The sequence below is a fragment of the Bradyrhizobium sp. CCBAU 53340 genome, assembly GCF_015291645.1.
Taxonomy (GTDB): Bacteria; Pseudomonadota; Alphaproteobacteria; order Rhizobiales; family Xanthobacteraceae; genus Bradyrhizobium.
In genome coordinates this window covers 3,294,754-3,307,295 of record NZ_CP030055.1, presented here as the reverse complement: position 1 = coordinate 3,307,295, position 12,542 = coordinate 3,294,754, and the positions used below count along the sequence as shown (strand labels likewise).

General features: G+C 61.8%; 13 protein-coding genes. 1 reads left to right on the top strand and 12 read right to left on the bottom strand.

What is annotated here, in order from left to right; all coding sequences use genetic code 11:
• Window positions 1-34 precede the first annotated feature (34 nt).
• Window positions 35-478, top strand: coding sequence for a hypothetical protein (locus tag XH89_RS15545; protein ID WP_194467870.1), 444 nt, complete (start codon window positions 35-37; stop codon window positions 476-478).
• A gap of 10 nt (window positions 479-488) precedes the next feature.
• On the opposite strand, the gene XH89_RS15540 is transcribed toward XH89_RS15545, so the two are convergent.
• From XH89_RS15540 to XH89_RS15485, 12 genes are all read right to left on the bottom strand, one after another.
• Complete coding sequence (locus XH89_RS15540) at window positions 489-716, bottom strand: DUF2274 domain-containing protein (protein ID WP_194467869.1); 228 nt, start codon at window positions 714-716, stop codon at window positions 489-491.
• Between the two features lie 3 nt (window positions 717-719).
• On the bottom strand, window positions 720-1,934 hold the full coding sequence (locus XH89_RS15535; protein WP_246767854.1) for a TrbI/VirB10 family protein: 1,215 nt from the start codon (window positions 1,932-1,934) through the stop codon (window positions 720-722).
• An 83-nt stretch (window positions 1,935-2,017) separates the two neighbouring features.
• Window positions 2,018-3,043 carry a P-type conjugative transfer protein TrbG gene (gene trbG, locus XH89_RS15530; protein ID WP_194467867.1) on the bottom strand — a complete coding sequence of 342 codons (1,026 nt, stop codon included), beginning with the start codon at window positions 3,041-3,043 and terminating at the stop codon, window positions 2,018-2,020.
• Window positions 3,040-3,744 (bottom strand): conjugal transfer protein TrbF, encoded by a 705-nt coding sequence (gene trbF, locus XH89_RS15525; protein WP_194467866.1) that lies wholly within the window; start codon window positions 3,742-3,744, stop codon window positions 3,040-3,042. Before trbF ends, trbG begins: the two co-directional genes overlap by 4 nt.
• A 3-nt stretch (window positions 3,745-3,747) precedes the next feature.
• On the bottom strand, window positions 3,748-4,908 hold the full coding sequence (gene trbL / locus XH89_RS15520) for a P-type conjugative transfer protein TrbL (protein WP_194467865.1): 1,161 nt from the start codon (window positions 4,906-4,908) through the stop codon (window positions 3,748-3,750).
• A gap of 11 nt (window positions 4,909-4,919) precedes the next feature.
• Window positions 4,920-5,603 (bottom strand): P-type conjugative transfer protein TrbJ, encoded by a 684-nt coding sequence (gene trbJ / locus XH89_RS15515; protein ID WP_246767853.1) that lies wholly within the window; start codon window positions 5,601-5,603, stop codon window positions 4,920-4,922.
• Between the two features lie 98 nt (window positions 5,604-5,701).
• Window positions 5,702-8,266, bottom strand: coding sequence for a conjugal transfer protein TrbE (trbE, locus tag XH89_RS15510; RefSeq protein ID WP_194468501.1), 2,565 nt, complete (start codon window positions 8,264-8,266; stop codon window positions 5,702-5,704).
• Window positions 8,260-8,517, bottom strand: coding sequence for a VirB3 family type IV secretion system protein (locus XH89_RS15505; RefSeq protein ID WP_194467863.1), 258 nt, complete (start codon window positions 8,515-8,517; stop codon window positions 8,260-8,262). The genes trbE and XH89_RS15505 overlap by 7 nt, the downstream gene beginning before the upstream one ends.
• The gene (locus XH89_RS15500; protein WP_244550588.1) at window positions 8,517-8,885 is read right to left on the bottom strand and encodes a TrbC/VirB2 family protein; all 369 of its coding nucleotides are present in this window, start codon (window positions 8,883-8,885) and stop codon (window positions 8,517-8,519) included. The genes XH89_RS15505 and XH89_RS15500 overlap by 1 nt, the downstream gene beginning before the upstream one ends.
• Window positions 8,886-8,902: 17 nt before the next feature.
• The gene (gene trbB, locus XH89_RS15495; protein WP_194467862.1) at window positions 8,903-9,886 is read right to left on the bottom strand and encodes a P-type conjugative transfer ATPase TrbB; all 984 of its coding nucleotides are present in this window, start codon (window positions 9,884-9,886) and stop codon (window positions 8,903-8,905) included.
• A complete protein-coding gene (locus XH89_RS15490; RefSeq protein WP_194467861.1) occupies window positions 9,879-10,430 on the bottom strand; it encodes a CopG family transcriptional regulator in 552 nt (183 codons plus the stop codon). The genes trbB and XH89_RS15490 overlap by 8 nt, the downstream gene beginning before the upstream one ends.
• A gap of 12 nt (window positions 10,431-10,442) precedes the next feature.
• Window positions 10,443-12,470: a conjugal transfer protein TraG gene (locus XH89_RS15485; RefSeq protein WP_194468500.1), complete on the bottom strand. Its 2,028-nt coding sequence runs from the start codon at window positions 12,468-12,470 to the stop codon at window positions 10,443-10,445.
• Window positions 12,471-12,542 lie beyond the last annotated feature (72 nt).

The window sequence follows — 12,542 nt, the reverse complement described above, 5'->3', positions numbered from 1 at the left end:
GGCATATAGTCTCTAGGGATTATAGTCCCTATCAATGAGATTCCACAATCAAGGCAACATCAACTCGGAAGATCTTGTCATGTGGCGAGATGAAACGTTGGCTCTTCGCCCCTTCGCGGAAGTTGGAAAGAGCACTTCTACGGTTGGATATAGAGATGTCTCGAGTGGGACAGTTGTTGTTTCCATCGAGCTTCCTGTCGAATTGATCGAACGCTCCATCATGGAGAGCGTCTCAGTCGAAATAAGCCTATCATCTACTGGAGAAATTTGTTCCATCGCGAGTGGTACGACGTCTGATTGTAGCCCTTCAAAGAGCACTATCTCACTTGATGAGCTCGTTGACGCACTCCTGCGGCGCAACAACCTACACATGGAGGAGGCGAAAGAGGGCGAACTAAAACTGCTGCTTGAAAGGCTGCAGAAGTCAGTCTGGGCTGTGGAGCGCGCGATCGCTACAATAGAGCCGGCGGCGACTTAACAGCCATATACTAAGGTGGTGCGATGTCTGTGGCCGCCGATCTCCTACTCCTTCGAAAATCGGCATCGCCATCGAGAAATGCCTCGAGCATGAACGGTATCAGCTCAGCTACTTCCTCCTTGTTGCCGTAGGTTTCTGCATAGAACGCAGCATACTCGCGCAGCCTCTGTGCCAGGCTTGGCGTAAATACAACGTTCATCTTCACGGGCGTCCGATCAGGCAGCTTCGCAAGCTTCATCTTTCACCTGCCCTTCGCAATTGTCTGAACGTCCTGGGCAATTGTCTGAGCGTCCTGGTAAGGCTTCAGCACCAAGTCTTTCGAAACAATCACCCGCAACGGCCAACCCGGCCGCACCGTGATCGTCGGCTGCACGTCGAGCTCGCGCTCCACCAGGCGCTGGCCGGCGCGATTGGTCGTTTGTTGGGTGCTTTCTCGCAGCGCCTTAACGAGATCGCTCTCGTCGTTGCCGATCGATAGCTGTGTCCCCACCCCAATCAGGGTCGCAAGGGCCACTCCCTTGAGCAACTGCCAGGTATGGAAATCCACCTGGTCCTCGAGCCCGGCATAGCCTGCGACATCTGTAGCCGGAAGGTTCTCGATCACGATCGAATTCCCGTTCGGCAGGATGAGTCTCGTCCAGACGACTAGCGCCCGCTTCTGACCGAAAGCGACCACGCTGTCGTACTTGCCCACGATCCTTGTCCCCTGGGGGATTAGGAGATGCTCGCCTGTCATCGTGTCGTAGACGTTCTCGGTGACCTGACCGATGGTGGTCCCTGGCAGGTCGGAGTTGAGCGCCGTGACGAGACTAGCCGGGATGATGGACCCCGCCATCACGGCATAGCGCGATGGCGCCGGCTTGAGCGCATGGGGATTCGTGGTCTCCGTATCGGCCTTCGCTCCCACGAAGGCAAGCTTTCGCGCCTGCGACGAGGGGATGATCTCGCTGGATCGGTCGATCATTGCCTGCGCAGTCTTTGCGAGTTCCGCAGCAGATGGCCCTGTGTCGGGCGTGGAAGGCCGGAATGCGGATGGGGCAGCAGCAGCCGCTGCTTCGGTCGTGCTTGTCTGCTTCCGCTTCTCCTGCTTCTCCGACAAGCGGACGAACAAGCCCGACTCCTTTGCCTGCTGAGCGACTCGCGTCTGGCGGATCCGCTCAGCCCGTTCGGCGTCTTCCTCCGGATTGGTTCGGAAGCCAGCGTCCGGCGCGACGCCAGCCTTCTTCTCGTTCTCAGCAAAGGCCCGGCCAATGTCCCCAGGCGATGGCGGTCCAAGCCGCGGCGTCGATAGCGGCAACTCCTCATAGGACTTTGGCAGCTTGCTCAGCCCCTCGGCGGTCTGCTTGCGGTCGGTGTTGTACAGCTCTGTTCGCCCAGACTGCTTGAAGGAATTTGGTTTGAGCGCAATGAGTATCGCTCCGCCGACGAACAGCGCAGCAACAGCGCAGCCGATCATGAGCGCACGCCTGTTGAGGCGCCGCACGGGCCGCGGCCGTGCCCGCAGTTCCAGCGGCTCCGGATCCTGATCCGACCCTGTCGTCATGAAGCGCTCCCGGTACCGAAGATCTGAGACACCGGCCGCGCGTCGATGCGGATGATCCGGACGATGCGCTGAGGATCTTCGCCAAGGCGAAGCTCAGCGGCGCCGAACATCCGATCGACGATGTAGTAGGAACCGCGGACCCGGTAGTTGACGAGGTTTGGCCGGCCATCGGCTCCGGCAACGAACAAAGGCGGCGCTTCGCCTTGCGACAGGCCGGACGGCATCTGGATATAGACCTTGCGGCCGTCATCGAAAGCGCGCACCGGCCGCCACGGAGGATCGTCACCTTCGATGCGATAGCGGAAATTCAGGCTGTCGAGCCGCACCCCGCGATCGGCGATCCTCTCTTCGGCCTGCTGGGCGGCGGCGTTCTGCTTGTGAAGAGCGACGAGCGTATCAGTCGGATACGTCCATGAGATGGACGCCATGTAGGTCTGCTTGGTCGAGACGAGCTCGAGGTGATAGGCGCGCCGGTCCGTCAGCACCACGAGGTTGGTCTGAATGTCCGGAAGCGTTGGCTTGACCAGGATATGCACGCGCCGCGAGCTCCCCTGCCCGCTTGATGTATCGCCGACGACCCAGCGAACCGTATCGCCCGTGGAAACGTCGATCAGTTCCTCGCCCGGCTGCAGCGCGATGGTTGAGACTTTCTCCGGGCTTGCATAAAGCCGGTAGAGCGCTCCTTCTGTCCAGGGATAAACTTGGATGGCGTTGATATACCCGGCGCGTGTGGGCTCCATCCGCGCGGCCTTGTTCGCTTTCGCGATCGCCTGCTCGGGCGGCAGTTTCTCCTCCTTGGCTGCCTTCGTCGGAAGAGGCTTCAGCTGGCCAGGCAACGGCAGGACCTTGGGTGTTTCGACGACTTGCACCGGCGCCGGCGAATCGCTCTCTGGAAGGGCCTTTTCAAATGTCATCTCATCATAGGGCGCTTCGAGATTGAGCTTGGTGGCGCATCCGGCAAGCCCAAGCGACAAGGCAACGGCGCTGGCCGACGCGAGCTTGGTGAGGGCTTTGGAATTCATTTGGCGTCTCCGATGAGGTCGCGCGACCAGTTGAGGGAATGGACGTAGAGCCCGAGGGGGTTCTTCCGCAGCGTTTCGGCATCCGCCGGCGGCTTGAGAACGGTGGTGACGAGACCCGTGAAACGCTCGGATTTCGCGATTGCGCCATTCTCGTAGGTGTTTTCTTTCCAGCGGATCTCGAAGCTGTCGCCGGACGCGCGCACCACGGACGTGACTTCGGCGGTCACGGTCTTGGAGCCAATCTTCGTGAACGGATCGGCTTCGCGCGCGTAATCGTTCAAGGCTTGCGCCCCACGGTCGGTGACGAAGTCATAGGCGCGCAACCAGTTCGCACGAACGATGACCGGATCGATCGACAGCGAGCGGACGTTCTCGATGAATCGCGCAAGAAAATGCGCGATCTGCGCGTCTGACGGCTGGTAGGCCTCGAGCGCTGGCCCGACTGCTCGGACTTCACCGAGCCGATCGACCTCGACCACGTAGGGAACGACGCCCGAGCGAGCGATCTGGGTGAAAATCGTCAATCCGAGGACGCTGGACAGGCCGATGGCTGCCAGCGCTGCCAGCCGCCAGTTGCTGGCCTGAACACGGGCGGATCCGAGCCGCTCGTCCCAGACCTGGGCTGCCTTCTGATAAGGCGTGACCGGCTCTGGCGTCTCGCCATAGCGGACGGACACGCGCTGAAAGGGGTGGGCTGCCATATCCTACTCCTCCCCCAGCTTCGGGCCCGACGAATGCCCACCCTTGTCGCCCTCTTTCAGCGTGTGAGCTGCAACTTGTGCCGCTTCCCTCGCGTGTCCGCGTCCTGCCGGCGCTGCTGCACGCCCTGCGCCTGACGCCGGTGCTCCGGTCGCCGCGCCGGCAGTACCCGCACTCGAGAGCTGATCCACTGCGGCCCGGGCTGATGTGCCGGCGGCCGAAGACGCCCCTGTGAGCGATGCTGCGGAGCGAACCGCGGTCATTGAGCTGCCCGCCGCAAGGCGCAAGCCTCCGGCGGCTGCCGCTCCGCCGCCGATCACGACAGCCGCCGCGCCCGCCACCGTTCCGGCGGCCGCTCCAGCGCCGAGCTGGGGTGCACCTGAGACCAGTCCTGCCGCGATTCCTGGGCCGAAGATGCCAAGACCGAACAGCGAAAGGGCGGCCAGCAACAAGCTCATGGCCGATACGATGTCGACTGGCTTCGTCAACGTGCTCGCGAGCTGACCGAAGATGGTCGAACCGATGCCGATGATGATTGCGAGAACCATCACTTTCACTCCCGAGGCAACCACGTTGCCGAGGGTTTTTTCCGCGAGGAACGCAGTCTTTCCCCACAGGGCGAACGGCACGAGGATGAAGCTTGCAAGCGTTGTGAGCTTGAACTCGATCAGCGTGACGAAGAGCTGCACCGAGAGGATGAAGAACGCGAGCACAATCAGGATCCAGCAGAACAGCAGGATCAGGATCGTCGGCAGGTTGGTCAGGACATCAAACCCAGAGAATTGCCCGGTCTCCTCCAGAAGTGGATGGGCGGCGGTGAACCCGGCGGAAGCGACAAAGCCAGGCCGCGCCAAGTCGGCCGCGCTCAAGCTCCCGCCGGCCGCCTTTAGACCGATGCTGGAGAAGGACGAGAAGACGATATCGGCAAGGTTCTTGAAGTTGCCGATAATGAACGCGAAAGCGCCGACATAAAGCACCTTCTTGGCGAGCGTGACCATGATGTGGTCGTCCGCCCGCATGCTCCAGGCAAGTCCCGCCAGCGTCAGGTCGATGCCGATCAACGTTGAGCTCAAGAATGAGACATCGCCGGACAGTAGGCCAAATCCGGAGTCGATGTAGCGCGAGAAGGTGTCGGTGAACCGGTCAATGACGGAGAGATCGGCCATGGCGCCCTCACTTACTTGCCGCCGGTATAGGCATGGCCATCGCCGATGAAGCGATTGAATCGCTCCTTCGCGGCGGCGGACGATGCCTGCTGTTCGGCTGCACGCAACGTGTCCGCACGCGCCTGCGTCGCCATGAGAGCCTGGGTCTGCAACGATTGCTTGATCTGGAGGCCGAGCAATTCATTGCCAGACTGTTGGGCTTGTAGCGAGCCGACCGCAGCGGACGAATTCGCCATTAGCGATCGAAGCGTCTGGCCGTCCTGATCCAACGAGCCAACGATTGCAGACTGAAGCGTGAGCGACTGCTTCAGCCCGTCGTAGCTATTGTCCCAGCGCGAGGTCGCGTCCTGAACCATCTTGTCGGACGAAACGGCTGCCGCGTATTGACGAGGATACAGCCGCTCGAAATCCTGTTGGGTTCTCTGAACATCGAACGAAATGTTCTTGGCCTGACCAATCAGAGTGTTCATCTGGTTGATCGTCGACGTGAGTTGGCCAACGACGCTCGTCGGCAAGGCTGTGAGATTCTTTGTCTGATTGCGCAACGATTGCGCCTGGTTCTCGAGGCTCCTGATCTGATTGTTGATCTGATCAAGCGCTCGTGCGGCAGTCAGGAGATTCTGGCTGTAGTTGGTAGGATCGAATACGATATCAAACGCGCCAAGCCGCCTCGAACCATTCACGGCGATGGCCATCGATAGTATCGTTGTTACGATAATTCTAGAAGTTGTACCCAAGAACATGCGGCCGACACTTTCGAGCATGGAAGAGACTCCAAGAGTTGAGATTGAGGTCAGGCCTTGGCCTGTTCGAAGGTGCTGATCAGGTTCGCTGCCCAGTGCAGGTCTCGCTCTGCGAGATAGCGCTTGGCGAAGTGATGGGGGCCGGAGCGGGACAGGACACTATCGACGGCCCGTTGATCCTCTGGCGAGGACGCCGCGACCAGCGCGAGCGCCACCGGACCGAGGCCGAGCTCAAACAAGCGGTTTCCAGCACGGGACTGCAGGTAGTAGTCGCGCTTGGAGAATGCTTCTGCGATTAGCCGAACTTGCGTGTCGTTCAGGCCGAACCGGCGATAGGTCTCGGTCTGGGTCGGCTCCAGCGCTCTTGGGTTCGGAAGGAAGATGCGGCTTGGGCAGGATTCGATGATCGCAGGGGCAATGTGGCTGTCGGCGATATCGGTCAGCGACTGGGTCGCGAAAATGACAGAGACGTTCTTCTTGCGCAGCGTCTTCAGCCATTCGCGAATCCGGCTCGCAAACAGCGGGTCATCCAGAAACACCCAGGCCTCATCGAGGACCAGCAGCGTGGGCCGGCCGTCGAAGCGGTCCTCAAGGCTGTGGAAGAGATAGGTCAGCACCGGCGCCACCAGGCCCGGCAATGCCATCAATTCTTCCATCTCGAAGGTGAGCACGTCGGCACCGGAAAGACGGTCGGCGTCTGCGTCGAGGAATCGGCCGTAGGGTCCTTCCAGCGTGTAGGGCTGCAGCGCCTGCCGCAGCGCGTCGCGGGCAAGCAGCGCCACGAGGCCGGTCATCGTCCGCTGCGAGACCGGCGCAGACCCGAGGCTCCGGAGCGCCGACCAGAGCGTCTCCTTGACCTCGGGGGTCACTGTCACGCGCTCATGGGCGAGGACACCACAGAGCCAGTCCAGCGCCCAGAGCCTTGCCCCCTCCTCCGCGACATCCTTGAGCGGCTGAAAGGCAATGCCCCCTTTGGCACCTAGCTCATACCAGGATCCGGACAATGCGAGCGTGGTAACCCGGGCCGACCGCCCTTTGTCAAACGTGATCAACTGCGCATTCGGATATCGACGGAATTGCAGCGCCAGCATCGAAAGCAGGACCGACTTGCCCGCTCCCGTAGGTCCGACAATGATGGTGTGCCCGACGTCGCCGGCGTGGAGCGACAACCGGAACGGGGTCGCCCCCTTGGTCTTGGCGATCAGAAGCGGCGGGCCGTCGAGGTGCTCACACCGTTCGGGTCCGGCCCATACTGCCGACAACGGGCACATATGGGCGAGGTTCAGGGTGTGGACGATCGGCTGGCGGATGTTGGCATAGGCTTGGCCCGGCAGACTGCCGAGCCAGGCTTCCACGGCGTTGACACTCTCGCGGATGGCCGTGAAACCGCGGCTATTGATCACCCGCTCGACCGCACGGAGCTTCTCATCAGCCTGATGGGAGTCCTCATCGCTTACGGTAACGGTCGTGGTGATATAGCCGAAAGCAACCAGATCGTCGCCGAGCTCGGACAGCGCCGCGTCGGCGTCGAGAGCCTTGTTGCTGGCGTCGGTGTCGAGCAGCGCCGCCTGCTCGTTGAACATGACCTCCTTGAGGATTGCGGCAAGCGACTTCCGCTTGGCAAACCATTGCCGCCGGTATCGGGATAGCGTCGCGTTAGCCTGGGTGCGGTCGAGCGGAATGAACCGGGTGGCCCATCGGTAGGCGACGCCAAGCCGATTCAGTTCATCGAGCAGGCCTGGAAAGGTGACGTGCGGAAACCCAAGGACCGTCAACACGCGGAGATGGCTCCGCCCGATCGCCGGCGACAATCCCCCAGTCAAAGGCTCATCGCTTAGGAAGCAATCGAGATAGGCTGGGATCTTGGGAACGCTGACCGGATGGCGCTTGGTCGAGATGCAGCTATGAAGATAGGTGAGCGCCTCCGCATCGCTGAGAGGCCAGATCTCGGGCAGGACTGACGAGAGCAGATCGATCGCCCGATCGGTCTCCTGGATGAATCTTTGGAGATGATCGCGATAGCCTTTCTGGTCGCTGTCAAATCTTCGTTGGCCGTCGGTCTCCCCGTGGTCAATGTCACCGCGCTCATGAGGTTTGGGTGTTTGACCACTACGAGCGCGTTGTCCCCCAGCCGCGCGAGTCCTCGCCTGGGGACGCTCCAGAAACAGGCCTTCGAGGCGCGAGACCGTTTCGGCCGGCGGCAAATACATCAAGGTCAGATGCAGCACACTTTCGAAGTGCTGCCCGCCGGGGCGTGAAGGATCCTCCCACGCCACCCCGGCCGGCCCTTCGAAACCGGCCCGTCGCTCCTCATCCACCAGCCACGACACCGCATCAGGAAATTCCGACCGCGGATATTCGCCAGTTGGGATGCGTGTGGCGTCGAAGAAGAGCGCCCAACCTGAACCAAGGCGCTTTAGAACGTTGTTGACGCGAGATACCACGCTCATCAGCTCGGCCTCGGTCGCACTGTCGAGGTCCGGTCCGCGGTAGCGTATCGTCCGTTGAAAGCTGCCGTCCTTATTGAGGATGACGCCTGGCGCGACCAGGCATGCCCAAGGCAGCCAATCAGCCAGCCGATAGGCGTTGCCGCGGAATTCTCTCAAGTTCAGCATGCGAGCTGTCCCTTGTGCTTGGTGTGACGGATGGCGACCTCGACGAAGGCCGGATCGCGTTTGGCAAGCCAGACGGCCGCGCTGTGGCCGATGACCCAGAGGATGAGGCCTGCGAACCAAAGGCGCAGGCCGAGCGCCAGCACGGCCGAGAGGGTCCCGATCAGGATGGCGGCCGCACGCGGGGCGCCGCCGATCAGGATGGGTTCGGTCAACGAGCGGTGGAGCACGAGCTCAAAACCATCGGGACGCATCAGATCAGAGCTCCACCGCCGAACGAGAAGAACGACAGGAAGAACGAGCTCGCAGCGAAGGCGATTGAGAGGCCAAATACGACCTGGACCATCTTGCGGAATCCGCCGGAGGTGTCTCCGAAGGCCAGAGATATGCCGGTCACTGTGATGATGATGACGGCGACGATCTTGGCGACGGGTCCCTGCACGGACTCTAGAACTCGTTCGAGCGGAGCTTCCCATGGCATGCCTGAACCCGCGGCGTGTGCCGCCGTGACACTGAGAAGCACGCAAGCCGACGCTGCACCGAGCGCGACCAGCGGCAATCCGCTAACCGAGCAGAAGCCGCGCAGGCGAGAACGCACCTTGAGAGATAGACGAATGGACATTTGCAGTCTCCTTGAGGTCAGGGGCGATGGGATGTGTTTGGAAGTCCGGGCGGGGTCTCGAGCAGGTAGTCGCCAGATGGATCGAGACCTTTGAGTTCGGCGACGGCCTCGATGCGTCGCGCTGGCCCTCGCCCCTTGATGAAGACGATCAGATCGATTGCCTCGGCGATGAGCCGGCGCGGCACAGTTGCGACTGCTTCCTGGATGAGCTGTTCGATCCGGTAGAGCGCAGCTCGGGCCGAGTTGGCATGAACAGTGGCAATCCCGCCGGGGTGACCGGTATTCCAGGCCTTCAGCATGTCGAGGGCTTCGGCGCCCCTGACCTCGCCGACGATGATGCGGTCGGGCCGCAGGCGCAGCGTGGAGCGGACAAGATCGGCAAGGCTCGCGACGCCCGGCTTGGTTCGGAGCGTCACGGCATCCTTGGCATCGCAACGCAGTTCTCGGGTGTCCTCGATGATGACCACCCGCTCTTCAAGGCCGGCAATCTCAGCAAGAAGCGCATTGGCGAGCGTCGTTTTGCCCGAGCCAGTGCCGCCGGCAATCAGGATGCTTCGCGCCTCCGTGACGGCGGCGGTCAGCACCTTCGCCATCAATGGCGAGGCAATCTGCGCCTTGACATAATCGGATAGCCGGAACGTGGTCGTTGCGGGCTTGCGGATGGCAAAGCAAGGGGCGAGCGCAACCGGCGGCAAGACGCCTTCAAAGCGCTCACCGGTTTCGGGGAGTTCCGCCGAGACGATTGGGGACGAACCGCTCGCTTCCGCCCGCACATGGCTGGCAACAAGGCGGATGATCCGCTCGGACTCCTGCGGCGTCAGGACAACGCCGGTATTGGCGCGGCCCGTTCCGTGCCGATCAAGCCAAAGTCTTCCATCGGGATTGACCATGACCTCGACGACATCAGGCTCCTCCAGAGCGAGCGCAATTGCCGGCCCCATCGCGGTCCGCAGCATGCCCCGGCGCCGTTCACGGGTTTCTGGCGAGAGGAGATCAGACATTGCCGACCTCCTCTCGCCCTGCCGGAGGATGCTCCGGCGGCTCACCCGCCGCGCTCTGCGCGCGGGATCCAGTATCGCCAGTTTGAGCAGCGCCCAATGGGGCGCCCTCCTCGATGTTCCGCATGAAGAGATCCGGCTTGACGGCGCTGACGCGGTCCATGACGTCGGCGACAAGCCGGCCACCGGAGGCGACGCGTTTGCCGACCTGGGCGACAAACATCTCGAACCGCTCGCGGCCGAGCGCTCGCGCTGCATCCTGATCCTGCGACGGCAGCGGCGGGGTGATGGTCAAGTAGTAGCGGATGAAGAGCGCGATGGTCTCCGCCATCACCGACAGATCGCGATCGGATCGATCGAGCTGACGGCTCATGCGATCGAGCCTACGGATCAGCGCCGCATCGCCGCTCGTGTCCCGCTCAGGGTTGAGAAAGCGATCCAGCGCGGCATCCACAATGGATGACTTGTTGGCTCCTGGACGCTTGGCGGCGATCTCGAGCCTCTGCGCCACACTTTCAGACACGTAGGCCGACAATTTCGGTTTCATCGGGGATGCTCTTCAGAATGAGGGGAGAAGATCGTCGTCGTCGCGAGTGACGGCATGAGCGCGGCGTACGCTGCTTGACGCGCTTGCCGCCTGCTGCATCTGGCTGCGGTCGGCGGCGACGTCGGTCTCGTCGTCGAGCAATCGCTCCTCGAAGGTGCGCGGCTCATTCACGGCGGGTGCGGCCTCGTCGAATAGCGCCAATTGCTGCTTGAGACCGCCCTCCTCGCCGCCCGTCTGCACGAGTTCGCGATACGGCAGGGTCGCAAGGCGAAGATCGGTGGAGCGCACCTCGCCCCGCCAATCGTCAGGTCGCGCCGGCGGCCGATCGGCGTATACATCGCCTACCAATGACGGCGGCTTGCGCAGACGGCTGACGAAGTTTGCGTCCTCATAGTGCCGCAGCTTGATCGCGCGGATCGGTGCCAGCCCCGAAACCAGCACAATGGCCTGGTCGGGCGGCAGCTGCATCACTTCGCCCGGCGTCAGCAAAGGACGCGCCGTCTCCTGACGGCTGACCATGACATGTCCGAGCCAGGGAGCCAGGCGATGTCCGGCATAGTTGCGCTGTGCACGTAGCTCCGTCGCGGTGCCGAGTGCGTCCGAGATCCGCTTTGCGGTGCGCTCGTCATTGGCGGCGAAGGCAATGCGGACGTGGCAATTGTCCAGGATCGCATTGTTCTCGCCATAGGCCTTTGCGATCTGGTTGAGCGACTGCGCGATCAAATAGGCGCGGATGCCATAACCGGCCATGAATGCGAGCGCGCTTTCGAAGAAATCGAGCCGGCCTAGCGCAGGAAACTCATCCAGCATCATCAGGAGCTGGCGATGCCTGGGGTCACCTGCCTTGGTGTTCAGCGTCTCGGTCAGCCGGCGGCCGATCTGGTTGAGGATCAGCCTGATCAGCGGCTTGGTACGGCTGATGTCCGACGGCGGAACGACGAGATAGAGTGTGACCGGTTTGTCGGCACTGACGAGGTCGGCGATGCGCCAATCACAGTGCTCGGTGTTTCTGCTGACGACGGGATCGCGGTAGAGCCCCAGAAAGCTCACGGCGGTCGACAGAACGCCGGAGCGTTCGTTTTCGGACTTGTTGAGCAGCTCTCGTGCGGTCGCGGCAACGACTGGATGCACCTTCGGCTCCGCGTCGGTGCCGAGATGATTGGTTGCCAACATGATCCTGAGCGTCTTCTCAAAGGACTGCGCGGGGTCAGCCAGGATCTCGGTGACGCGGGTGAGCGTCTTCTTCTCTTCGGCGTAAAGGACGTGAAGGATGACACCGACCAGAAGGGAATGACTGGTCTTTTCCCAATGGGTTCGGCGTTCGAGCGCTCCTTCGGGATCGACCAGAATATCGGCGATGTTCTGGACGTCGCGGACTTCGGCTTCCCCTTTGCGCACCTCGAGCAGCGGATTGTAGCGGGCGCTTCTGGAATCGGTCGGATTGAACAAGAGGCAGTGCGAGAACGTCGAACGCCAACCGGAGGTCAATTCCCAGTTTTCGCCTTTGATGTCGTGCACCACAGCCGAGGAGGTCCACGACAACAACGTGGGCAATACCAGCCCCACACCCTTGCCCGACCGGGTCGGCGCAAAGCACATGACGTGTTCCGGTCCATCGTGACGCAGATAGTTGTTTTCGAGGCGCCCTAAGAAAACGCCCTTGGACGCGAAAAGGCCGGCCGTCTTGATTTCCTTCGGCGTGGCCCACCGCGCCGAACCATAGGTCGTCACCAACTGGCTTTGGCGCGCGCGCCACACCGAATTGACGATCGCAAAAAGCGCGCCCGCGATGCCGCCAGCTGCAGCAATCGCTCCGCCCTCCTCGAACACCTCGGGCGCATAGGCCTCGTAGGCAAACCACCATTCGAACAACCGCCAGGGCAGATAGACGCGATAGCCGACAATCAGGAACCAGGGTTCACCGAGGCGCTGCTGATAGCCGAGAGCTGCGGCAGTCCATTGCGTCGCGCCCCACGTCGAGACGGCAACGATGCCGAGCACGACGGCGATCTGGCCGACATAGATTTTCGCCGGAAACATTTTCTGCCCCACTCAACTCTCGCGAACGAGCGCGGCAAGATGAAAAGCGGCAGACGCCTTCGCATTCAACCT

Bases quoted from the DNA above. Each gene is read 5' to 3' on its own strand.
- XH89_RS15545 (WP_194467870.1), top strand. From the start codon at position 35: ATGAGATTCCACAATCAAGGCAACATCAACTCGGAAGATCTTGTCATG.
- XH89_RS15540 (WP_194467869.1), bottom strand. From the start codon at position 716: ATGAAGCTTGCGAAGCTGCCTGATCGGACGCCCGTGAAGATGAACGTT.
- XH89_RS15535 (WP_246767854.1), bottom strand. From the start codon at position 1,934: ATGATCGGCTGCGCTGTTGCTGCGCTGTTCGTCGGCGGAGCGATACTC.
- trbG (WP_194467867.1), bottom strand. From the start codon at position 3,043: ATGAATTCCAAAGCCCTCACCAAGCTCGCGTCGGCCAGCGCCGTTGCC.
- trbF (WP_194467866.1), bottom strand. From the start codon at position 3,744: ATGGCAGCCCACCCCTTTCAGCGCGTGTCCGTCCGCTATGGCGAGACG.
- trbL (WP_194467865.1), bottom strand. From the start codon at position 4,908: ATGGCCGATCTCTCCGTCATTGACCGGTTCACCGACACCTTCTCGCGC.
- trbJ (WP_246767853.1), bottom strand. From the start codon at position 5,603: ATGGCCATCGCCGTGAATGGTTCGAGGCGGCTTGGCGCGTTTGATATC.
- trbE (WP_194468501.1), bottom strand. From the start codon at position 8,266: ATGCTGAACTTGAGAGAATTCCGCGGCAACGCCTATCGGCTGGCTGAT.
- XH89_RS15505 (WP_194467863.1), bottom strand. From the start codon at position 8,517: ATGCGTCCCGATGGTTTTGAGCTCGTGCTCCACCGCTCGTTGACCGAA.
- XH89_RS15500 (WP_244550588.1), bottom strand. From the start codon at position 8,885: ATGTCCATTCGTCTATCTCTCAAGGTGCGTTCTCGCCTGCGCGGCTTC.
- trbB (WP_194467862.1), bottom strand. From the start codon at position 9,886: ATGTCTGATCTCCTCTCGCCAGAAACCCGTGAACGGCGCCGGGGCATG.
- XH89_RS15490 (WP_194467861.1), bottom strand. From the start codon at position 10,430: ATGAAACCGAAATTGTCGGCCTACGTGTCTGAAAGTGTGGCGCAGAGG.
- XH89_RS15485 (WP_194468500.1), bottom strand. From the start codon at position 12,470: ATGTTTCCGGCGAAAATCTATGTCGGCCAGATCGCCGTCGTGCTCGGC.